This is a genomic window from Zemynaea arenosa, assembly GCF_004614185.1.
Classification (GTDB): Bacteria; Pseudomonadota; Gammaproteobacteria; order Burkholderiales; family Burkholderiaceae_D; genus Telluria; species Telluria arenosa.
In genome coordinates, this window is the sequence record NZ_SPVF01000094.1 from 1 (window position 1) to 20,551 (window position 20,551).

Sequence of the window (20,551 nt, forward strand, 5' to 3'; positions counted from 1 at the left end):
GCGCTGGCCGGTGCGCCTGCATCCGGCGCGACCTTCACTTGCTGGCCTCCGGCCGCCGGCACGCCGCCACCGTGCGCCGCAGCGCCATGGCCCGCCGCACCCGGCTTCAGGTTGCCCGCGCCTTCGACCTCGATGTGCACCAGATCCGCGCCCACCGCCATCACCGTGCCCGCCTTGGCGCCCAGCTTCACCACCTTGCCATGCACCGGCGACGGAATCTCCACCGTCGCCTTATCGGTCATCACATCGGCCAGCACCATGTCTTCGGTGATGTCGTCACCTTCCTTGACATGCCACTCCACCAGCTCCACTTCCGCAATGCCCTCGCCGATATCCGGCATCTTGATCACGTGAATACCCATGCCTTATGCCTCCAGCGTACGTTTGAATGCCTGCGCGACGCGCGCCGGGCCGGGGAAGTACGCCCATTCCTGGGCGTGCGGGTAGGGCGTGTCCCACCCGGTGACGCGCTCGATCGGCGCCTCCAGGTGATAGAAGCAGTGCTCCTGCACCAGCGACACCAGCTCCGCGCCGAAGCCGCAGGTGCGGGTCGCTTCATGCACCACCACGCAGCGGCCGGTCTTCTTGACCGATTCCACGATGGTGGCCAGGTCCAGTGGCCACAGGCTGCGCAGGTCGATGATCTCCGCGTCGATGCCCGCTTCGCGCGCCGCTGCCTCGCACACCCACACCATGGTGCCGTAGGCGAGGACGGTCAGCTCCGCGCCGGGGCGGAAGATGGCCGCCTTGTCCAGCGGGACGTTGTAGTAGCCCTCCGGGACTTCGCCCATCGGGTGCTGCGACCAGGGCACGACCGGGCGGTCGTGATGGCCGTCGAAGGGGCCGTTGTACAGGCGCTTGGGTTCCAGGAAGATCACCGGGTCGTCGTTCTCGATGGCCGAGATGAGCAGGCCCTTGGCATCATACGGATTGGAAGGCATCACCGTGCGCAGGCCGCACACGTGCGCGAACACCGCCTCCGGGCTTTGCGAGTGCGTCTGGCCACCGTAGATGCCGCCGCCGCAGGGCGTGCGGATCGTCAGCGGTGCGGTGAAGTCGCCCGCCGAGCGGAACCGCAGGCGCGCGGCCTCGGACACGATCTGGTCGTAGGCCGGGTAGATATAATCCGCGAACTGGATCTCGATGCACGGCCGCAGGCCATAGGCGGCCATGCCGATCGCCGCGCCCACGATGCCGCTTTCGGAAATCGGTGCGTCGAACACGCGCGACTTGCCGTATTTTTTCTGCAGCCCTTCGGTCACGCGGAACACGCCGCCGAAGTAGCCGACGTCCTGGCCGAACACCACGACGTTGTCGTCCCGCTCCATCATGACGTCCTGCGCCGATCGCAGCGCCTGGATCATCGTCATCGATGTCTTCTTGTCGATATTGTCTTTCATGTCTCGCATCCGCTCAGATCCCCAGCTGTTGGCGCTGCACGCGCAGGTGTTCCGGCATGTCCTTGTAGACGTCCTCGAACATCTGGGCGGGGCTGAACACGTGGCCGGTGGCCAGCGTGCCGTACTGCTCCGCCTCTTTCTGCGCCGCGATCACTTCGGCCTCCAGGGCCTTGTGCGTCTCCTCGTGCTCCTTCTCCGACCAGGCGCCGAGCGTGATCAGGTGGCGCTTGAGGCGCCCGATCGGGTCACCCAGCGGGAAGCTGTTCCACTCGTCGGCGGGGCGGTACTTGGACGGATCGTCCGACGTCGAGTGCGGGCCGGCCCGGTAGGTCACCCATTCGATCAGGGTCGGACCCAGGTTGTTGCGGGCGCGTTCGGCGGCCCAGCAGGAGGCCGCGTACACGGCCAGGAAGTCGTTGCCGTCCACGCGCAGGGACGCGATGCCGCAGCCCACGCCGCGCGCGGCAAAGGTGGTGTTCTCGCCGCCGGCGATGGCCTGGAAGGTCGAGATGGCCCACTGGTTGTTGACCACATTGAGGATCACCGGGGCGCTGTACACGTGGGCGAAGGTGAGGCCCGTGTCGAAGTCCGCTTCGGCAGTGGCGCCGTCGCCGATCCAGGCCGAGGCGATGCGGGTGTCGCCCTTGATGGCGGAGGCCATGGCCCAGCCCACGGCCTGGATGTACTGCGTGGCGAGGTTGCCGGAGATGGAGAAGAAGCCTTTTTCCTTCACCGAGTACATGACCGGCAGCTGGCGGCCCTTGAGCGGGTCGCGCTCATTGGACATCAGCTGGCAGATCATGTCGACCATCGGATAGCCGCGCTGCAGCAGGATGCTCTGCTGGCGGTAGGTCGGGAAGCACATGTCGTCCGGGCGCAGGGCAAGCGCCTGCGCGGTGCCGATGGCTTCCTCGCCCAAGCTCTGCATATAGAAGGACATCTTCTTCTGGCGCTGCGCGGTGAGCATGCGCGCGTCGAAAATCCGGGTCTGCAGCATGGTGCGCAGGCCGGCGCGCATCTGGTCGATGGACAGCTCGGGGGCCCACTGGCCGACCGCATTGCCGTCGTCATCGAGCACCCGCACCAGCGAGTAGGCGATGTCGCGCGTGTCCATGGGGAGTACATCGACCGGGGGCTTGCGTACGCTGCCGGCGGGCGAGACCCGCAGGTAGGAGAAGTCGGTCGCACAGCCTGGGCGGCCCGTGGGTTCGGGCACGTGCAGGCGCAAAGCTTGGTCCTTGCTCATCGAATTGTTCCTTATGGCGCGATCGTGTCGCGCGCAGTCCATGGCCGGGTTGCACGGGTAGCGCGCGCCGGCCGGTTTTCAAGACTTCAGGGTGCCATCTGACCAGTGGCCGGAGGCACGGCAGGGTAACATATTTTGCAAGAGTTTCCGTGCGCGGAAAGCAGCGCCCTGGACGAGCGCTTCGGTTCAGGCTGCAACTTACCCCGCGTCGATTCCAAACCACCCTTGTCTCGGGCGCCCCTCTTACTGGTGAGCCGCACGCGCAACACTTCTGCCGCTCAGCACGCCGGGGTACGTCCCCGGCGGGCTGAGGTGCAAAAGTGTCAAGGGGGTGGGAAATGTGGGGGAGTTCGGGCGGGAGCGGGCCGCGGGCACTGGCGATGGTGCTGGAGGGCCGGCGGACGTGCAGGCGGTGGCGCGGCAGGACCGCCGGGGGGCGCCCCGCCGCCGTGATCCGGCAGCGGTCCAGCGGTGCGACCGCGCCGTGGGACTTACTGCCGCGGCTCGCCGTTGCGGTTGACCAGGATGCGGTTGCCCGGGTCGTTCGCCATCTGCACGTGGTGGGTGGTGCCGCGGTAGACGTAGGTCACGTCGTAATAATCCGGCCGCGACGAGGGCACGTTCTCGCAGCGCCGCACATCCTGCGTGCCTCCGCGCCCGGCCATGTTGGAGCCGACTGCCGCACCGCCAATCGCACCTGCGGCGGTGGCGACATCGCGCCCCGTGCCGCCGCCGACCTGGTGGCCCAGGATGCCGCCAATGACCGCTCCGGCCAGGGTGCCCGCGGTGCTGCGGCCCTGGTCCGCCACCTGCTGCCGCTCGACCCAGCAGCGCTGCTCGGTGTTGCCCATCACGGCGCGCACGGAGCTCACCGGTACTGTGTACACGTCTTCATTCGACCGGCGGCGATACTCGTAGGTGGGCTGGGGCAGCGGCGCCGGCGCCTCGTTGGCATAGCGCTGGCGGCCATTCCCGCGCAGCGGCCGCACCGACGAGATGCGGTCATTCAGCCCCATGCCGTTCAGGGACTCATAGCTGCCACGACGCAGGACCACGCACCGCCCGCTGAAACGCGCGTCGGTGCACACTTCCCATTGGCCACGGTCGACCACGACCGAGGATGCGCGGTCGTTGAAGCCCGCGCGCGCCAGGTCGTTGATCTTGCGGTCCGCCGTGACGGCGCGCCCCCGCCAGCCGTCGTGCTCATATAGGGTGATCTGCGCCAGCGCGGGTACGCTGGCGGCAAGCAGGCTGGCCGCGGCCAGCAATTTCAGTCGGTAAGTCATGGTTGTCCTCCTTGTTTTACTTTCAGAATGCCCGTGATTCGCGAGCCGGTCTGTGCGTTAAGCAACTTTGGCTGCTGTATCATTACGCGGGTATGGATACCGAAGTCCTGAAAACCCAAAGCCTGGCCTGGCTGCTCTCGGCCGCCACCGATCCGATGTTGATCGCGGACGAGGCAGGCCTCATCGTGCTGGCCAATGACGCCGCGCACCGCCTGTTCGGCTACGCCCCGCCGGCGCTCAGCGGCCAAGCGGTCGAAATCCTGGTCCCGGAAGGCGTGGCCGGCGACCACGCGCGCCTGCGGGGGAGCTATGCCGAACAGCCGCGCGCCCGCCCCATGGGCAAGGGGCTGGAACTGCAGGCCCGCCATTCAGCCGGCTACCTGTTCCCGGTGGAGGTCAGCCTGTCGCCGCTGGAGACGCCGGACGGCGCCCGGCTGGTCATGGCCACCATCCACGACATCAGCGCCCGCAAGCGCTACGAAACTGCGCTGCTGGAAAGTGAAGAGCGCATGCGCGCCGTGTTCGAGACGGCGGTCGATGCCATCATCACCATCGATGAACGTGGCATGGTCGAGCGCATGAACCCCGCCGCCCAGCGCATCTTCGGCTGGACCGAGGCGGAGGTGAGCGGCAAGAACATCAAGATGCTGATGCCGTCCCCCGACCGCGAGCGCCACGACGGCTACCTGCACCACTACATCTCGACCGGCGAGAAACGCATCATCGGCAAGGGCCGCGAGGTCAAGGGCCTGCGCAAGGATGGCACCGTGTTCCCGATGGACCTGGCCGTGGCCGAGATGCACATCAGCGGCAAACGCATGTTCACAGGCCTGGTGCGCGACATCACCGAGCGCAAACAGGCCGAGGAGCGCAACGCCGCGCTGCTGGCGGAACTCACCAGCGCCAACGAGGAGCTGACCAATTTCGCCTACGTGGTCTCGCATGACCTCAAGGCCCCGCTGCGCGCCATCGGCTCGCTGGCCGACTGGCTGGCCACCGACTACGCGGACAAGTTCAACGACGAAGGCAAGGAGCACATGCGGCTCCTGATCAACCGCGTGCACCGCATGGCCGCCCTGATCGACGGCATACTGCAGTATTCGCGCGTGGGCCGGGTGCGCGAGGCCGGTGCGGCGATCGACTTGAACCGCGTGCTGGCCGAGGTGGTGGACCTGCTGGCGCCGCCGCCGCACATCCAGGTGCGCGTGCAGGCGGACCTGCCCACGGTGACGGCCGAACCGACCCGCATCCACCAGCTGTTCCACAACCTGCTGTCCAATGCCATCAAGTACATGGACAAGCCGGAAGGCGAAGTGGATGTGACGTTCGAAGATGCCGGCGCCGAGTGGCACTTCCAGGTGCGCGACAATGGCCCGGGCATCGAGGCTCGCCACTTCGAGCGCATTTTCCAGCTGTTCCAGACCCTGGCCCCGCGCGACCGCGTGGAAAGCACGGGTGTGGGCCTGGCGCTGGTGAAAAAGATCGTGGAAATGTACGGCGGCCGGGTGTGGGTGGAATCGGTCGTCCGCCAGGGCACTGCCTTCCACTTCACGCTGCCGAAGACGCAACCTACCGGGAAGCTAGAATGAACGTCACCAACAAACCTATCCTGCTGGTCGAAGACGACCAGGTCGACGTGATGACCATCCGCCGGGCGCTCAAGGAAATCCACGTGCTCAACCCGGTCGTCAACATGGAGAACGGCGAGGCGGGCCTGGAATACCTGGCCGATCCTGACCAGCAGCGGCCCTGCATCATCCTGCTGGACCTGAACATGCCCATCATGAACGGCATCGAGTTCCTGCAGAACGTGAAAGCCGATCCGCGCTTCCGCAGCATTCCGGTGATCGTGCTGACCACGTCCGAAGAGCAGCAGGACAAGGTCAACAGCTTCGAACTGGGCGTGGCGGGCTACATGGCCAAGCCGGTCGACTACAAGCAGTTCGTCGAGATGATGCGCTCGATCGACGTGTACTGGACCATCAGCGCGCTGCCGTGAACATGCCTTTGCCCCAAGCGCCGCGCGTGCGCGTGCTGATTGTCGAAGACGACACCGTCGACCGCATCGCCTGCCGCCGCGCCTTTGCCGCCGACCGCGCCCACAGCTTCGAGCTGCTGGAGGCCGAGCACGGGGAGGAGGGCCTGGAACGCGCCGTGGCCGAGCGCCCGGATTGCATCCTGCTGGACTACAACCTGCCCGACCTCTCGGGCCTCGAATTCATCGACCGGCTGGACACTGCGCTGCCCGGCGTGATCCCGGTGATGATGCTGACCGGTGCCGACAGCGCCGCCGTCGCCGCCGAATCGATGCGCCGCGGTGCGCGCGACTACCTGGTCAAGGACGTCGACGGCCACTATCTGGAGCTGCTGCCCGGCGCCATCGACCGCATGCTGCGCGAACAGCGCCTGCTGGACGAGAAGCGCCGCACCGAGGCCGAGCTGCGCGAGTCGCAGTCGGAGCTGCGCCGGCTGGCCGCCTACCAGGAAACCATCAAGGAGGAAGAGCGCAAGCGCATCGCCCGCGAGATCCATGATGAACTGGGCGGCCTGCTCACCGGGATCAAGGCCTACATCTCGGTCGCCATCGAACGCGCGCAGCGGGACGGGCGCGAGGCGGACCCGCTGCTGGGCGAGACGGCCGGCCTGGCGCAGACCGCGATCGAGACCGTGCGCCGCGTGATCTCCGACCTGCGTCCCAGTGTGCTGGACCAGCTGGGTGTGTGGCCCGCCGTCGAGTGGTACACGGAGCAGGTGGCCATCCGCAGCGGCATCACGACCGAGTGCCGCATCCTGCCGAGCGCCATCGCCACCGAGCTGGATGCGGAGCGCAGCACCATGGTCTTCCGCATCGCGCAGGAGGCGCTGACCAATGTGGTGCGGCACGCACAGGCCACCCACGCCAGCGTGCTGGCCGAGGTGGTCCACGGCGTGCTCCTCCTCACGGTGACGGACAATGGCAAGGGCATCGAGGCCGGTGGTCTCCTGAGCCGCGACTCCTGGGGCATCCTGGGGATGCACGAACGGACCCGCCGCTTTGCGGGCGACTTGAAGGTGTTCGGGGAGCCAGGGCAGGGCACCACGCTGCAGCTGCGGCTTCCTTTGGACCAGGAACAGAAACAAGGACAGGCATGAACAAGATCCGGGTGCTGCTGGTCGACGACCATGCTATTGCGCGCAACGGCGTGCGGCTGATGCTGGGCACCGCCGACGACATCGAAGTCACCGGTGAGGCGGGCAACGCGCAGGAGGCGCTGGCGAAGATCGCGGCCGAACCGTTCGACGTGGCGGTGATCGACATCACCATGCCCGGCAAGAACGGGCTCGATCTGCTCAAGGCCATTCGGGCGGACTACGCCAAGCCCGCGGTGCTGATCCTGTCCACCTATTCCGAAGAGGTGTACGCGGTGCGGGCGCTCAAGCTGGGCGCGGCGGGCTACCTGACCAAGGACGTCGCCACCTCGGTGCTGATCGCCGCGGTGCGCAAGGCGGCGAGCGGCGGCAAATACGTCAGCCCCGCGATGGTGGAAAAACTGGCCAGCATGATTGGCGGGGCGGCACCGGGTGGGCACGAGGCCCTGTCGGACCGCGAGTTCGAAGTCTTCAAGCTGATCGCGCGTGGCGAATCGCTGGTGCGCATCGGCGAGCTGCTGCACCTGTCCCCGAATACGGTGACCACCTACCGCACCCGCATCCTGGAAAAAATGGGCATGACCACCAATGCGGAATTGACAAGATACGCGCTCGAACAGGGCATGCTGTAGCGCTGTCATGACCGCGTGTCAGGGATCCCCTACACCAAGTCTCCGGCTCCCTTGATAACGCAACGAGCCGCGGTTTGCCACAATGCTTCTCATAGATTCATAAAACAAATCACAGAGGAAGCCATCATGGACAACCACGGTCAGCAAAGCGTCAAATGCAGCCACTGCGCCTTCAAGGCCCTGTGCCTGCCCAGCGGTCTGGATGACGCCAGCATGGAGCAGCTGAACAGCATCATCGTGCGCCGCCGCCGCGTGGCCAAGGATGAACAGCTGTACCGCGCGGGCCAGGCCTTCGGTTCCATGTACGCCGTCCACTTTGGTGAATTCAAGACCACCCAGGTCAACCGCCGCGGCGCGCTGCAGGTGACCGGATTCCTGATGGCCGGCGAGCTGCTGGGCATGGACGCCATCGCCACCGGCGCCCACGCCTGCGACGCGGTCGCGCTGGAAGACAGCGAAGTGTGCGAGATTCCGTACTCGCAGCTTGGCCCCCTGATCGGCCGCATCCCGGTCCTGATGCAGCACTTCCACCGTCTCATGAGCCAGGAAATCCTGCGCGAACAGTCGGTCATGCTCTTCCTCGGGAATATCCGCGCCGACCAGCGCATGGCGATGTTCCTCCTGAGCCTCGGCAAGCGCTATGCGGCACGCGGGTTCTCCGGTTCGCGCTACCAGCTGCGCATGTCGCGCGAAGACATCGGCGCTTACCTGGGCCTGACCATCGAATCGGTCAGCCGCCTGCTGGTCAAGTTCCGCAACAACGGCTGGATCAAGCTGCAGCAGCGCGAAGTCGAACTGCTGGACCGCACCAGCCTGGAAGCCCTGGCGGCCGGCGTGGAAGCCGACGATATCGAGACCTCGACCCCGGCCCGCACGCCGGTGCGCAAGGTCAAGCCGATCGCGCCGCAACCGTCCCGCGTGATTCCCATCCACGCCGCCGTCGCCGCCTGATCGCCGTTCGCCAAGGAGCCCTGCCATGCACCAGCTGAATTCCAGCGACAAGTCCGAACTGCAGCGCATCCTCAACGAACGCCGGACCGCGCTGCACGAGGCCATCCGCGACCGCCTGCACGGCCGCGACGACAGCGAGCAGCGCGCCATCTTCAACCATTTCGCCGATGGCGACAGCCCGGCCGAGGCCACGCTGCTGGAGAACCTCGACGTGGCCGTCCTGGAGCACGAGTTCCGCGAGCTGCGCGCCGTGGACGCAGCCCTCAAGCGGCTGGACTTCGGCGCGGCGGGCATCTGTGCCGAATGCGGCGGCCCGATCGCGGTCGAGCGCCTGCGCGCGGAACCGACGGCCCTGACCTGCATCCATTGCCAGCAGCGGATCGAGGAGGCGGCGCGCCAGCGCTGATCCCGTCAACGCGGCGCGTTGTCGCCGCGCGTTGTCGCGCGCGGCGGATTGGACAAACGGACGTATAATTTCCGTTTTGCCATCTCCGCAGGCAGCCATGACCCAGCTCCCGAAACCCGCCGGTCCCGATTTTTCCGCGATGCGCCGGGCGCAGCTCCTGATCGAGCGCGTGGCGGATTACGCCATCTATATGCTGCACCCTGACGGCACCGTCGCGACCTGGAATGCGGGCGCGCGCCGCTTCAAGGGCTATGCGGACGATGAAATCATCGGCCAGCACTTCTCGCGTTTCTACACCGACGAAGACCGTACGGCCGGCCGCCCGCGCCGGGCGCTGGAGACCGCGCAGCTCGAGGGCAAGTTCGAGGACGAGGGCTGGCGCGTGCGCAAGGATGGCACCCGCTTCTGGGCCTCGGTAGTAATCGATCCGATCTACGACGACGACGGCGCGCTGTTTGGCTTTGCCAAGATCACCCGCGACATCAGCGACAAGAAGGCCGCCCGCGACGCCCTGCAGCGCAGCGAGCACAATTTCCGCCTGCTGGTGCAGGGCGTGACCGACTACGCCATCTACATGCTCTCGCCGGGCGGCGACATCACCAACTGGAACGCCGGCGCCCAGCGCATCAAGGGCTACACGGCGGACGAAGTGGTGGGCACGCATTTTGAACGCTTCTACACGCCGGAGGACCGGGCCAACGGCTTGCCGGCCCGCGCCCTGGCGCGGGCCCAGGCCGAGGGCCACTTCGAGGCCGAGGGCTGGCGCCTGCGCAAGGATGGCTCGCGCTTCCGCGCCAGCGTGGTGATCGACCCGATCCGCAACGATGCGGGTGAGCTGGTGGGCTTTGCCAAGATCACGCGCGACATCACCCAGCGCATGCAGCTGGAAGAAGCGCGCCAGGCGCTGCACCATGCGCAAAAGCTGGAGGCGGTGGGCAAGCTGACCGGCGGCGTGGCGCATGACTTCAACAACATCCTGCAGATCATCGGCGGCAACCTGCAGCTGCTCGGCCCCCATGTGCGCGGCAACGACCTGGCGCTGCGCTACCTGGAGACCTCGCTGGGCGCGGTGGAGCGCGGCGCCAAGCTGTCCTCGCAGCTGCTGGCCTTTGCGCGCCGCCAGCCCTTGCAGCCGGTGGTGGTCAACATGAGCCGCGTGCTGCGCGGGACCGAGGAGCTGCTGCGCCGCGCGCTGGGCGAAACCATCGACGTGGAGACCGTGGTCGCGGCGGGGCTGTGGAACGCCCAGCTCGACCCGGGCCAGCTCGAAAACGTGGTGCTCAACCTGGGCATCAACGCACGGGACGCGATGCCGGGCGGCGGCAAGCTGACCGTGGAGCTGCAGAACGCGATGCTCGACGATGCCTACGTCAACTCAACGCACGACGTGCCGCCGGGCCAGTACGTGATGCTGGCCGTGAGCGACACCGGCACTGGCATGACGCCCGAGGTGCTGGAACGCGCCGTTGAGCCCTTCTTCACCACCAAGGCGGAAGGCAAGGGCACGGGCCTGGGCCTGTCGATGGCCTTTGGCTTCGTCAAGCAGAGCGGAGGCCACTTCCGCATCTACAGCGAGGTGGGTCACGGCACCACCATCAAGATGTACTTCCCGCGCTCGCACGATGCCGAGGAAGCCCTGCCTGCCGCGCCGAGCGGGGAGATCATCCACGGCAGCGGCACCATCCTGGTGGTGGAGGATGACCTGAATGTGCAGGCCACCGTGGTCGGCATGCTCACGAGCCTCGGCTACCAGGTGCTCAAGGCGGACAACGCGGAGAGCGCGCTGTCGGTGCTGAAGGCGGGGGTGCGCTGCGACCTGTTGTTCACCGACGTCGTCATGCCCGGCCCCGTGAAGTGCACCGAGCTGGCGCGCCAGGCCAAGATCATGCTGCCGGACCTGGAGGTGCTGTTCACCTCCGGCTATACCCAGAACGCCATCATCCACGGCGGCCGTCTCGATCCGGGCGTGCAGCTGCTCAGCAAGCCGTACCGGCGCGAGCAGCTGGCTCACAAGGTGCACCAGATGCTGGCCAACCGCGTGAAGGCGGCGGGCAAGCGCGTGCTGGTGGTGGAAGACGAACCGCAGGCGCGCGGCATGTGCTGCGACATCCTGCGCTCGGTTGGCCATGTGCCCGACAGTGCGGAGAGTGCCGAACAGGCCCTCGAGCTGCTGGGACGCGAGCGCTTCGACGTCATGTTGACGGATATTTCGCTGCCCGGCATGGACGGGGTGGCGCTGGCGCAGGCCGCGCGCGCCCAGTGGCCGGGGCTGCGCATCGTGTTCACGTCCGGGTACGGCGACGCGGGTCCGGGCGCAGCGCAGCTGGGCGCAATCCACCTGCGCAAGCCCTACGACCTGCGCCAGCTGATCGACGCGATCAAGGCCTGATACCGGGTCTCAGCCGGCGTGCGGGTTGGCGGGCGGGCGTTTGACGAAGAAGGCCGTCGCCACAGCGGCCAGCGAGAGCACCGCACCGCACAGGAAGGCGGTGCGGATGCCCGCCGTCGTCGCGGCGGCGGCACTGGCTCCGGCCGCGGTCTGGCTGGCGGTCTGCATGGTCATGATGGCGACGTACAGCGCCGTTCCCGCCGCTCCGGCCACCTGCTGCGTGGTACCCAGCACCGCGCTCCCATGTGAATAGAGATGCGGCGGCAGCGCGCCCAGGCTGGCCGTGAACAGGGGCGTGAACATCAGTGCCAGGCCGATCGACAGCACGATGTGCGCCACCAGCAGCAGCCACGCCGGCGCGTCCGGCTGCAGGAAGGCCAGGGCCCACATCAGGGCGCTGAACAGCAAAGCGCCTGGCACCACCAGCGGCAGCGGGCCATGGCGATCGAACAGCGCCCCGACCTTGGGTGCGCACAGGCCCATGATCAGGCCACCCGGCAGCAGGAGCAGGCCGGTGTTCAGGGTGGAGAGGCCCAGCACGTTCTGCAGGAAGATCGGCAGCAGGATGAAAACGCCGAACATGGACATCATCAGGGTCGCCATCATCGCGGCCGGAATGGTGAAGCGCCCGTGCGCGAGCACGCCCAGGTCCAGCAGCGCGCGGTCTTCCTTGCGCAGGGCGATCTGGCGCAGCACGAACAGCGTGATCACGACCACGCCCACGGCCAGCATCATCCAGGGCGAGACCGCGGGCGCGTGCAGCGCCATTTCACCGAGCCCGTTCAAGCCGTAGACCAGGCTCCCGAAACCGAGCGCCGCCAGCGGTATGGAGACCACGTCAATCGGCGCCTTCACCGGCTCGGATACATTGCGGATCTTCCACAGCCCCAGCGCCAGGGACGCCAGCGCAATCGGCAGCACGAGCCAGAACAGCCAGCGCCACGACAGCACCGCCAGGATCAGGCCCGAGAGCGTGGGGCCGATGGCCGGGGCCACCGAAATCACCGTGGAGATCTGGCCCATGGTCTTGCCGCGCGACTGCTCCGGCACCAGCTGCATGATGGTCGTCATCAGCAGCGGCATCATGATGGCGGTGCCGGAGGCCTGCACGATGCGGCCCACCACCAGCATCGCGAAGCCCGGCGCCAGTGCGGCGACCAGCGTGCCCGCGCTGAACAGGGACATCGCGAGCGTGAACACGGGCCGCGTGTTGAGACGCTGGATCAGGAAGCCGGTGACCGGGATCACCACCGCCATGGTCAGCATGAAGGCGGTGGTCAGCCACTGCGCCTGGCTGGCGGAAATGGCCAGGTCGGCCATCAGCCGGGGCAGGGCGACGGCCATGATGGTCTCGTTGAGGATGACCACGAAGGACGACACCAGCAGCAGGCCGATGACGAGGCGGTGCGCAGGCGGGAGCTCCTGCGGCGGCGCGTCCGGCAGTCCGGGCGCGGGTTCGGTGGCAACGGCGGGGCTGTGGGCACTCATGCGATGTCGTCTCCTCTTGGTCTCCTGCGCAGCGCAATGAGTGCCGCGCGGGCCGCTGGTGTTGTGATGTGGCGGTTAGCCGGCGATTGTAACCGCGATCCAGGCGGCGCGCCGCGGGGGCGCACGGACCGGCCGGCGGCAGTGTAAGATGGCCCGCCATGACTTTGTTCCTCCTGATCTTCCTCGCCGGCCTGTGGGCCGGTATCCAGAACACCCTGGCGGGCGGCGGCTCCTTCGTCACACTGCCTGCGCTGATCGTCTCCGGCATGTCGCCGCTGGCCGCCAACATCACCTCCACAGTGGCCCTGTTCCCCGGCCAGGTGACCTCCGGCTATGCGGGCCGCAAGCTGGTGACCGGTGCGGGGCCGCTCCCGTTCTGGGCCCTGTTCGCGCTGAGCGTCGCCGGGGGCGCGGTGGGCGGGCTGCTCCTTCTGCATACTTCGCCGAAGGTGTTCGCCCGGCTGGTCCCGTGGCTGGTGCTGTTCGCGACCGCGGTGTTCACGTGGGGCAGCTTCTTTCGGGGTGGGCTGCGCAGGCGGGCGGGAGATACATCGGCCGATGCGGGCAACCCAGGCCCGCAAAGCGCGCTCCACATCGGCCCCGCGGCCACCGCCTCCGCCCAATTCCTCATCGCCGTGTATGGCGGCTACTTCGGCGGCGGCATCGGCATCCTGATGATGGCAGCATTGACCATGGCCGGCCTGTCGGCCCGCCACGCCGGCGCCACCAAGAACGTGCTGGCCGGAGTGATGAACGCCTCCGCTGTCATCATGTTCCTCGCCTCGCCGGAGCTGCATTGGCGCCAGGCCGTGGTACTGGGGGCGGGCGCCATCATCGGCGGCCTGCTGGGCGCCTGGGCCCTGCATCGCGTGAACGAGAAGGTACTGCGGCTTGCGATCGTTGGTATCGGCATCGCGCTGACGATTGGTCTGTTCCTGAAGCCCCTGTGAAATGAGTCTCGGAGCCTTGCCATTTCGGCAGCGCTTCATGCTAGAGTGTGGCGACCTCAACCATAGGGAGCCACCATGCGCCGCTGCGTCCTGCTGCTGTCCGTCCTGTTCTCCACCGCGGCCATGGCCGCGCCGTACCAGAGCTACGAAATCCGCGGCACCCGGGCGTACACCGCCAGCTATGCGAATGGCGTGAACAAGGCCGGTGAGGTGGTGGGCGTGGTGGAGTCCGAGCAGGGCGAACAGAGTTCCTTCGTGACCCGCAATGGCAAGCTGGTGCTGCTCGAGTCGCTGGGCGGAGAGCAGGGCAACGCCAACGCCATCAACGATGCCGGCATCGTGGCCGGTACCGCGCAGACGCACGAGCGCCGCTGGCACGCCTTCATGCATTATCCGGATGGCCGCATCGAAGACCTGGGCACGCTCGGTGGCCCGGGCAGCGTGGCGCGCGCCATCAACAACCGCGGGCAGGTCACCGGCTACTCCGATACCGATGACGGTCACTGGCACGGCTTCCTGTACGAAGACGGCCGCATGACGGACATCGGCACCCTCGGTGGCCGCTTCAGCGCCCCGATGGGCATCAACAACGACGGCACCGTGGTCGGCATGTCCGAGCGCGGCGACGGCCAGCGCCACGCGTTCGTCTACACCCGCGCCGGTGGCCTGGTGGACATCGGCACCCTCGGTGGACGCCACAGCATGGCCAGCGGGATCAACGACCAGGGCCTGGTGGTTGGGACCTCCGAAACGAAGGACCACCGCTGGCATGCCTTCACCTGGGACGGCAAGACCATGCGCGACCTCGGCCCCGCCATCGGCTGGGGCAACAGCTACGGCGCCGCCGTCAACAGCCATGGGCGCATCGTCGGCACCTACATCGATGGCCTGCACCGCACCTTCGTCTACGAGGCGGGGGATACGCGGTTCATGTCCGCCGAGGACAGCCTGTACCGCCCGACCGCGATCAACGACGAAGGCCTGATCGTCGGCCAGCGCGTGTCGGAAGGGAAGATGAAGGCACTGATGCTGATCCCCAGCTCGCGCGCGCTGCCCTCGTTGCCGATTGACCGGATGATCATGCTGCTGGCCGCCGTCGGCCTGCTGCTGGTGGCGCTGGAAGCACGGCGCCAGCGCCGCATGGGCACCTTCTAGGGAAGCTCGGCGCGGCACATTGCTGGTCACTATGACCGTGTTAGCGACAATCCATGGTGCAGGACCGCGCTGCTTGTTAAGATGAGCGGTCCGCCGGTGCCCCGTCCCCGCATCGCTTCACGCTTCACCCTCCCGCGCCTCGCGGGGGCACCGACGAAAGACATCATGGATTACGAATTCAGGCGGCTCGACGCGCTGCGCCGGCTCGAGCTGCTCGACACGCCGCCGGGCGAAGCCTTCGACCGCATCACGCGCATGGCTGCGCGCCTCTTCAAGCTCCCCATCGCCGCGGTCTCGCTGACCGACTCGGACCGCCAGTGGTTCAAGTCGCGCGTCGGCGTGGAGCATGACCACATCCCGCGCATCAAGGCCCCGTGCGGCCAGGTGGCGGACAAGGCCTGCCACCTCACCATCCCGGACTTGCTGGAAGATCCGTACTTCCGCGACAGCACGCTGGCACAGTCGGGCATCCGCTTCTATTCCGGCGCGCCGCTGATGACCAAGGACGGCTACTGCCTGGGTGCGATGTGCGTGCTGGGCACCGAGCCGCGCACCGTCACGGAAGAAGAAGCCGAGGCCCTGCGGGACCTGGCCGAGATGGTGATGGCGCAGATCGAACTGCAGCACGCGATCGGCCGGGTCGACCCGCACAGTGGGCTCCCCAACCGCAATCAGTTCATGGAGGACTTCGCGGACCTGGCGCTGGACCGGCCGCAGGGCGAGCCGCGCCACCTGGTGCTGCTCAACGTGGCCAGCCCGGAGCAGGTGGGGCACGCCGTGCGCGCGCTGGGCGCGGGCGTGCTGGATGAAGTGATGGCCGACTTCCTGCCTGCCTTCCGCGCGCGCTTCCCCGGCACCGCCTACCAGGTGGGCGCGACCCAGTTCGCCGTATTGGCGCCGCAGGAGAGCAGCCTGCGCACCCTGACCAGCCTCGCAGCCGACTGGAGCCCGGGCATCCATATCAGTGACACCTCGCGCTACGTCGCCACCCCGGCCATTGGCATTGCGCCGTTCGGCATCGGGGAGGCCGATGCGCTGGACGTGCTGCGCCGCGCGCAAAGCGCCATCGCGGATGCCTTCGCGGCCGGGGAGCCGGTGCGCGCGTATTCATCCGAATGCGATTCCGCCTACCGGCGCCGCTTCGCGCTGCTGCATGAATTCGGCCAGGCGCTGGAAGCGGGCGATCAGCTCCACCTCGTGTACCAGCCGCGCCTCGATGCGGTGACGCGCGACGTGACCGGGGCCGAAGCGCTGCTGCGCTGGATTCATCCCCAACTGGGTTTCGTGTCCCCGGCCGAGTTCATGCCCCTCGTCGAAAAGACCTCGATGGCGCGGCCCACCACGAGCTGGGTGCTGGAGCACGCGCTGGCCCAGCTGGCGGTCTGGCGCGGCGATGGCATGGAGCTGACCCTGTCGATCAATGTCTGCGCCCCGAATCTTGCCGAGCGCGACTTCGTGCCGCTGCTGGCCGAGCGCCTGCGGCGGCATGGCATTCCGCCGTCCGCAGTGGAGCTGGAGGTCACCGAGAGCGCCGTGATGGAGAACTTGGCGGTGGCCCAGCAGACCTTGCGCGACGTCCGCGCGCTGGGCGTGCGCGTGGCCATTGACGATTTCGGCACCGGCTACAGCAGCCTGTCCTACCTGCAGGGCATGCCCGCCGATACGGTCAAGATCGACCAGTCCTTCATCCGCGAGGTGGAGCAGGACGGGCGCCAGCGCGCACTGGCCGCGGCCATCATTGGGTTGTCCCATGAACTGGGCTACCGCGTGGTGGCGGAGGGTGTGGAGAGTGCGCCCGCCGCGTCCTGGCTGGCCGGCGCCGCCTGCGATGAGCTGCAGGGCTACCTGTTTTCCAGGCCCCTCGCACCCGCCGATTTCGCGGGCTGGCACGCCGCTCACTCGGCCATGGGTGTGGTCACGGCCGCCTGTTCTGTGCTATGAAGGCAGGATGTCCAAACCCGATTTGTTCGATTCCGTTCCCGGCGAGGTGGCCGCCCTGATGCGGGAGTTCGACTGGTCCCGCAGCACTCTCGGGGATCCGTCGGCCTGGCCGCAGTCGCTGCGCGCCCTGGTCAGTTTCATGCTGCATCTGAAGTTCCCCATGTTCATCACGTGGGGAGAAGGGCTGGCTTTCCTCTACAACGATGCCTACGCCGAGGTGCTGGGCGCCAAGCATCCGGCCGCCCTGGGCCAGCCATTCCAGCAGATCTGGGCGGAGATCTGGCACGATGTGGAGCCGTTGGCCCGGCGGGCCTTGTCGGGCGAGGCGGTCTACCGCGAGAACCTGCCCCTGCTCATGCGGCGCAAGGGGTTTGACGAGCAGACCTGGTTCACGTTCTCGTATTCGCCCGTGTACGACGAGACGGGCGTGGTGCGCGGCGTCGGCTGCACCTGCATCGAGACCACGCGCACCGTGCTGGCCGAGCGCCACCAGGAAGAAGAGAACGAGCGCCTGCGCATGCTGTTCAAGCAGGCGCCGGGCATCATGGCCGTGCTGCGCGGGCCGGAGCACGTGTTCGAGCACACCAACGAGGCCTACCTGGACCTGGTCGGTGAGCGGGACCTGATCGGCAAGCCGGTGCGCATTGCGATTCCGGATGCGGCGGGCCAGGGCTTCTTCGAGCTGCTGGACCGCGTGTACACCACAGGCGAGCCGGTGGTCGGCCGCGCGGCCCCGCTGCGGGTACGCCGCGGGTCGGACGGTAGCCTGGAGCTGCGCTATGTGGACTTCATCTACCAGCCCTTCCGCAATCCGGCCGGGTTGGTGGACGGCATCTTCGTCGAAGGCAGCGACGTGACCGAAGCCGTGGTGGCGCTGCAGGAGCTGCGCAAGACCGAGGACTGGCTGCAGGACGGCCTCGCGGCCGGGCGCATGGTGGCCTGGGAATGGTCGCTGGCCGCCGACGAAATACGCTATTCGTCCAACGCGTCCGAAGTGCTGGGATACAGCACCACCCGGGTGGACGAGAACTGGCAGTACATGGTGCCGGAAGACGCGCCCCGGCTGCGCGCCGCCATCGACGAGGCGCTGCGCACGCGCGGCAGCTACCGTGACCTCGGACGGCGGATCAGCCCTGCCACCGGCCGCGTGATGTGGATCGAGCAGCGCGGGCGCGTGATTACGGATGCGCAGGGCGAGCCGGTGGCGGTGCGCGGTATCAATGTGGATGTGACCGAGCGGATCAGCGCCGAGAATGAGCTGAAGGAGGCCAGCCGACGCAAGGACGTGTTCCTGGCCATGCTGGCCCACGAGATCCGCAATCCGCTCGCGCCGATCAGCACCGCGGCCCAGCTCCTGCGCCTGGCCGGCAGCGACACGCGGCGGGTGGCGCAGGCGGGCGACATCATCTCGCGCCAGGTGCGGCATCTGACGGAGTTGGTCGACGACCTGCTGGATGTGTCGCGCGTCACGCGCGGGCAGGTGGAGCTGGAGATGGCGCTGGTGGATATCAAATCCACGGTGCATGCGGCCATCGAGCAGTCGCGCCCCCTGATCGAAACCCGCCATCACGTGCTGTCCACCCGCATGGAGGCCGACCACGCGTGGGTGAAGGGCGACCGCACACGCCTGGTGCAGGTGGTCGTGAACCTGCTGAACAACGCCGCCAAGTACACCCCGCAGGGCGGGCAGCTGGACCTGAGCGTGCATGTGCACAGCGGCGAGGTGAAGATCTGCGTGAGCGACAACGGCAGCGGGATCGAGCCGGAGCTCCTGCCGCACGTGTTCGACCTGTTCACCCAGGGTGAGCGCACGCCCGACCGTTCGCAGGGCGGGCTCGGGATCGGACTCGCGCTGGTCAAGAGCATGGTCGGGCTGCATGGTGGCCGGGTGGAGGCGTTCAGCGATGGTCCGGGCAAGGGCGCGACCTTCGAAGTGGTGCTGCCGCTGGCGCAGGCCGATCCGGCCGACCGCCCGGCCACCGGGCCGTCCGCGGGCCCCGATACGCGGCCCGCGCGCATCTTGGTGGTGGACGATAACGTGGACGCGGGCGAATCCCTGTCCGCCCTGCTGGAGGCGGAAGGCCACCAGGTGCTGGTGCTGGCCGATGCCGCCGGCGCCCTGGCGCGGGCGGACGAGTACCGGCCGGACGTTTTCATCCTCGACATTGGCCTGCCGGACATGAGCGGCTTCGATCTGGCACGCGCGCTGCGCGCCCGGCCGGTGCACGCCCGCGCCACCATGGTCGCGCTGACCGGCTACGGCCAGCCGCACGACCGGGTGCTGTCGCGAGCCGCGGGCTTCGACCACCACCTCGTCAAGCCGGCGGACCTGGAGCGGCTCAACTACATCCTCACGCACCGCGCCTACGGCTGACCCGCCGCCCGCGCGCTAGCGCTGCCCGAAGCGCGCCTGCAGGAACAGGTCCTTGAACTGGTGGGGCTGCGAGCGCCAGTACTGTTTGGGCGCGGCGACTTGCGCTCCCAGTGCCGCCGCCGCATGCCACGGCCAGCGCGGGTTGTAGAGCATGGCGCGCGCCAGCGAAACCGCATCCGCCTCGTGGTTGGCGAGGATGTCCTCGGCCTGCTGCGGCTCGGTGATCAGCCCGACCGCCATGGTGGGCAGGCCGACCTCCGCCTTGACCCGCTGCGCATACGGCACCTGGTAGCCCGGCGCGATCTTGATCGCCTGGGCAGGCGAGACGCCGCCCGTGGTGACGTGGATCGCCGCGCAGCCGCGGTCGCGCAAGGCTGCCGACAATGCGATGGTGCCCTCGATGTCCCAGCCGTCCGGCACCCAGTCCGTGGCCGAGATGCGCGCCCACACGGGCATCGACTGCGGCACCGCTGCGCGCACGGCGTCGAACACCTCGATGGGAAAGCGCATGCGGTTTTCCAGGCCGCCGCCATAGTCATCGGTGCGCTTGTTGGCCAGCGGGGACAGGAACTGGTGGAGCAGGTACCCGTGCGCCATGTGCAGTTCGATGCCGTCGAGCCCCAGCCGCACGGCACGCCGGGCCGCGGCCACGAAATCGTCGCGCACCTTGTCCATCCCGGCGCGGTCCAGTTCCCGCGGCGGGTCTTCGTCCGCCGCATGCGGAACCGGGGAGGGCGCCACCGTCTTCCAGCCCAGCGGAGCATCCGGCGCGATCTGGCTGCCCCCGTCCCACGGCGGGCGGCTCGATCCTTTGCGGCCCGCGTGGCCGAGCTGGATCGCGATCGGGATCGGGGCGTAGCGGCGCGCGGCATCGATGACCCGCGCCAGCGCGCCCTCGTTCTCGTCTGAATACAGGCCCAGGTCAAACGGTGAGATGCGCGCTTCCGGCGAGACTCCGGTCGCCTCCAGGATCAGCAGTCCGGCGCCCGACAGGGCCAGTTGCCCGATGTGGATCATGTGCCAGTCGGTGGCGCAGCCGTCGGTCGCCGAGTACTGGCACATGGGCGCGATGGTGATCCGGTTGGGCAGTTCCAGCGCGCCGAGGCGCAGGGGTTGGAACAGGCGGGGCGAGGGCTGGGCCAGAGCGGTCATGGTGCCTCCTTGTGACGAGCCCTTAATGATATGCTAACCCGCTCCACGAGCA

At 67.8% G+C, this 20,551-nt stretch carries 17 protein-coding genes; 11 read left to right on the forward strand and 6 right to left on the reverse strand.

Annotated elements, in window-relative coordinates; genetic code table 11:
• From E4L96_RS06565 to E4L96_RS24660, 4 genes are all read right to left on the reverse strand, one after another.
• Nucleotides 1-362, reverse strand: a 362-nt coding sequence (locus E4L96_RS06565; RefSeq protein ID WP_307721630.1) for a biotin/lipoyl-containing protein, incomplete at its 3' end; no start/stop codon positions are given.
• A gap of 3 nt (nucleotides 363-365) precedes the next feature.
• Complete coding sequence (locus tag E4L96_RS06570; RefSeq protein ID WP_229414268.1) at nucleotides 366-1,400, reverse strand: alpha-ketoacid dehydrogenase subunit beta; 1,035 nt, start codon at nucleotides 1,398-1,400, stop codon at nucleotides 366-368.
• Between the two features lie 13 nt (nucleotides 1,401-1,413).
• Complete coding sequence (locus E4L96_RS06575; RefSeq protein WP_135206418.1) at nucleotides 1,414-2,646, reverse strand: 3-methyl-2-oxobutanoate dehydrogenase (2-methylpropanoyl-transferring) subunit alpha; 1,233 nt, start codon at nucleotides 2,644-2,646, stop codon at nucleotides 1,414-1,416.
• 491 nt (nucleotides 2,647-3,137) lie between these two features.
• Nucleotides 3,138-3,932, reverse strand: a complete 795-nt coding sequence (locus E4L96_RS24660; RefSeq protein WP_135206419.1) for a beta/gamma crystallin-related protein — start codon at nucleotides 3,930-3,932, stop codon at nucleotides 3,138-3,140.
• 92 nt (nucleotides 3,933-4,024) lie between these two features.
• Here E4L96_RS24660 and E4L96_RS06585 point away from each other — a divergent pair, with 92 nt between their 5' ends.
• The 7 genes from E4L96_RS06585 to E4L96_RS06615 all read left to right on the forward strand — a co-directional run bounded on the left by E4L96_RS06585 (nucleotide 4,025) and on the right by E4L96_RS06615 (nucleotide 11,439).
• On the forward strand, nucleotides 4,025-5,521 hold the full coding sequence (locus E4L96_RS06585; RefSeq protein ID WP_135206420.1) for a sensor histidine kinase: 1,497 nt from the start codon (nucleotides 4,025-4,027) through the stop codon (nucleotides 5,519-5,521).
• Complete coding sequence (locus tag E4L96_RS06590) at nucleotides 5,518-5,931, forward strand: response regulator (protein ID WP_135206421.1); 414 nt, start codon at nucleotides 5,518-5,520, stop codon at nucleotides 5,929-5,931. Before E4L96_RS06585 ends, E4L96_RS06590 begins: the two co-directional genes overlap by 4 nt.
• A gap of 2 nt (nucleotides 5,932-5,933) precedes the next feature.
• On the forward strand, nucleotides 5,934-7,064 hold the full coding sequence (locus E4L96_RS06595; protein ID WP_135206422.1) for a hybrid sensor histidine kinase/response regulator: 1,131 nt from the start codon (nucleotides 5,934-5,936) through the stop codon (nucleotides 7,062-7,064).
• Nucleotides 7,061-7,693: a response regulator gene (locus E4L96_RS06600; RefSeq protein ID WP_135206423.1), complete on the forward strand. Its 633-nt coding sequence runs from the start codon at nucleotides 7,061-7,063 to the stop codon at nucleotides 7,691-7,693. The genes E4L96_RS06595 and E4L96_RS06600 overlap by 4 nt, the downstream gene beginning before the upstream one ends.
• 126 nt (nucleotides 7,694-7,819) lie before the next feature.
• Nucleotides 7,820-8,644 (forward strand): helix-turn-helix domain-containing protein, encoded by an 825-nt coding sequence (locus tag E4L96_RS06605; protein WP_135206424.1) that lies wholly within the window; start codon nucleotides 7,820-7,822, stop codon nucleotides 8,642-8,644.
• 25 nt (nucleotides 8,645-8,669) lie between these two features.
• Entirely contained in the window at nucleotides 8,670-9,050 is a 381-nt protein-coding gene (locus tag E4L96_RS06610) for a TraR/DksA family transcriptional regulator (RefSeq protein WP_135206425.1), read from the forward strand.
• 97 nt (nucleotides 9,051-9,147) lie between these two features.
• On the forward strand, nucleotides 9,148-11,439 hold the full coding sequence (locus tag E4L96_RS06615; RefSeq protein ID WP_229414270.1) for a hybrid sensor histidine kinase/response regulator: 2,292 nt from the start codon (nucleotides 9,148-9,150) through the stop codon (nucleotides 11,437-11,439).
• 9 nt (nucleotides 11,440-11,448) lie between these two features.
• On the opposite strand, the gene E4L96_RS06620 is transcribed toward E4L96_RS06615, so the two are convergent.
• Entirely contained in the window at nucleotides 11,449-12,927 is a 1,479-nt protein-coding gene (locus E4L96_RS06620) for a DHA2 family efflux MFS transporter permease subunit (protein WP_135206426.1), read from the reverse strand.
• Between the two features lie 164 nt (nucleotides 12,928-13,091).
• Between E4L96_RS06620 and E4L96_RS06625 the strand changes: the two genes are divergently transcribed.
• The 4 genes from E4L96_RS06625 (at nucleotide 13,092) to E4L96_RS06640 (ending at nucleotide 19,347) form a co-directional block, all read left to right on the forward strand.
• On the forward strand, nucleotides 13,092-13,877 hold the full coding sequence (locus tag E4L96_RS06625) for a sulfite exporter TauE/SafE family protein (RefSeq protein ID WP_135206439.1): 786 nt from the start codon (nucleotides 13,092-13,094) through the stop codon (nucleotides 13,875-13,877).
• Nucleotides 13,878-13,952: 75 nt separating this feature from the next.
• Complete coding sequence (locus tag E4L96_RS06630) at nucleotides 13,953-15,032, forward strand: HAF repeat-containing protein (protein ID WP_135206427.1); 1,080 nt, start codon at nucleotides 13,953-13,955, stop codon at nucleotides 15,030-15,032.
• Nucleotides 15,033-15,197: 165 nt separating this feature from the next.
• The gene (locus E4L96_RS06635; RefSeq protein WP_135206428.1) at nucleotides 15,198-16,973 is read left to right on the forward strand and encodes a sensor domain-containing phosphodiesterase; all 1,776 of its coding nucleotides are present in this window, start codon (nucleotides 15,198-15,200) and stop codon (nucleotides 16,971-16,973) included.
• 7 nt (nucleotides 16,974-16,980) lie between these two features.
• A complete protein-coding gene (locus E4L96_RS06640) occupies nucleotides 16,981-19,347 on the forward strand; it encodes a hybrid sensor histidine kinase/response regulator (protein WP_167758616.1) in 2,367 nt (788 codons plus the stop codon).
• Between the two features lie 15 nt (nucleotides 19,348-19,362).
• Here the strand turns inward: E4L96_RS06640 and E4L96_RS06645 are convergent, their stop codons facing one another.
• Nucleotides 19,363-20,499, reverse strand: a complete 1,137-nt coding sequence (locus tag E4L96_RS06645; protein ID WP_135206430.1) for an NADH:flavin oxidoreductase/NADH oxidase — start codon at nucleotides 20,497-20,499, stop codon at nucleotides 19,363-19,365.
• Nucleotides 20,500-20,551 lie beyond the last annotated feature (52 nt).

Coding starts and splice junctions, on each gene's coding strand:
- E4L96_RS06570 (WP_229414268.1), bottom strand. CDS start 1,400: ATGAAAGACAATATCGACAAGAAGACATCGATGACGATGATCCAGGCG.
- E4L96_RS06575 (WP_135206418.1), bottom strand. CDS start 2,646: ATGAGCAAGGACCAAGCTTTGCGCCTGCACGTGCCCGAACCCACGGGC.
- E4L96_RS24660 (WP_135206419.1), bottom strand. CDS start 3,932: ATGACTTACCGACTGAAATTGCTGGCCGCGGCCAGCCTGCTTGCCGCC.
- E4L96_RS06585 (WP_135206420.1), top strand. CDS start 4,025: ATGGATACCGAAGTCCTGAAAACCCAAAGCCTGGCCTGGCTGCTCTCG.
- E4L96_RS06590 (WP_135206421.1), top strand. CDS start 5,518: ATGAACGTCACCAACAAACCTATCCTGCTGGTCGAAGACGACCAGGTC.
- E4L96_RS06595 (WP_135206422.1), top strand. CDS start 5,934: ATGCCTTTGCCCCAAGCGCCGCGCGTGCGCGTGCTGATTGTCGAAGAC.
- E4L96_RS06600 (WP_135206423.1), top strand. CDS start 7,061: ATGAACAAGATCCGGGTGCTGCTGGTCGACGACCATGCTATTGCGCGC.
- E4L96_RS06605 (WP_135206424.1), top strand. CDS start 7,820: ATGGACAACCACGGTCAGCAAAGCGTCAAATGCAGCCACTGCGCCTTC.
- E4L96_RS06610 (WP_135206425.1), top strand. CDS start 8,670: ATGCACCAGCTGAATTCCAGCGACAAGTCCGAACTGCAGCGCATCCTC.
- E4L96_RS06615 (WP_229414270.1), top strand. CDS start 9,148: ATGACCCAGCTCCCGAAACCCGCCGGTCCCGATTTTTCCGCGATGCGC.
- E4L96_RS06620 (WP_135206426.1), bottom strand. CDS start 12,927: ATGAGTGCCCACAGCCCCGCCGTTGCCACCGAACCCGCGCCCGGACTG.
- E4L96_RS06630 (WP_135206427.1), top strand. CDS start 13,953: ATGCGCCGCTGCGTCCTGCTGCTGTCCGTCCTGTTCTCCACCGCGGCC.
- E4L96_RS06635 (WP_135206428.1), top strand. CDS start 15,198: ATGGATTACGAATTCAGGCGGCTCGACGCGCTGCGCCGGCTCGAGCTG.
- E4L96_RS06640 (WP_167758616.1), top strand. CDS start 16,981: ATGTCCAAACCCGATTTGTTCGATTCCGTTCCCGGCGAGGTGGCCGCC.
- E4L96_RS06645 (WP_135206430.1), bottom strand. CDS start 20,499: ATGACCGCTCTGGCCCAGCCCTCGCCCCGCCTGTTCCAACCCCTGCGC.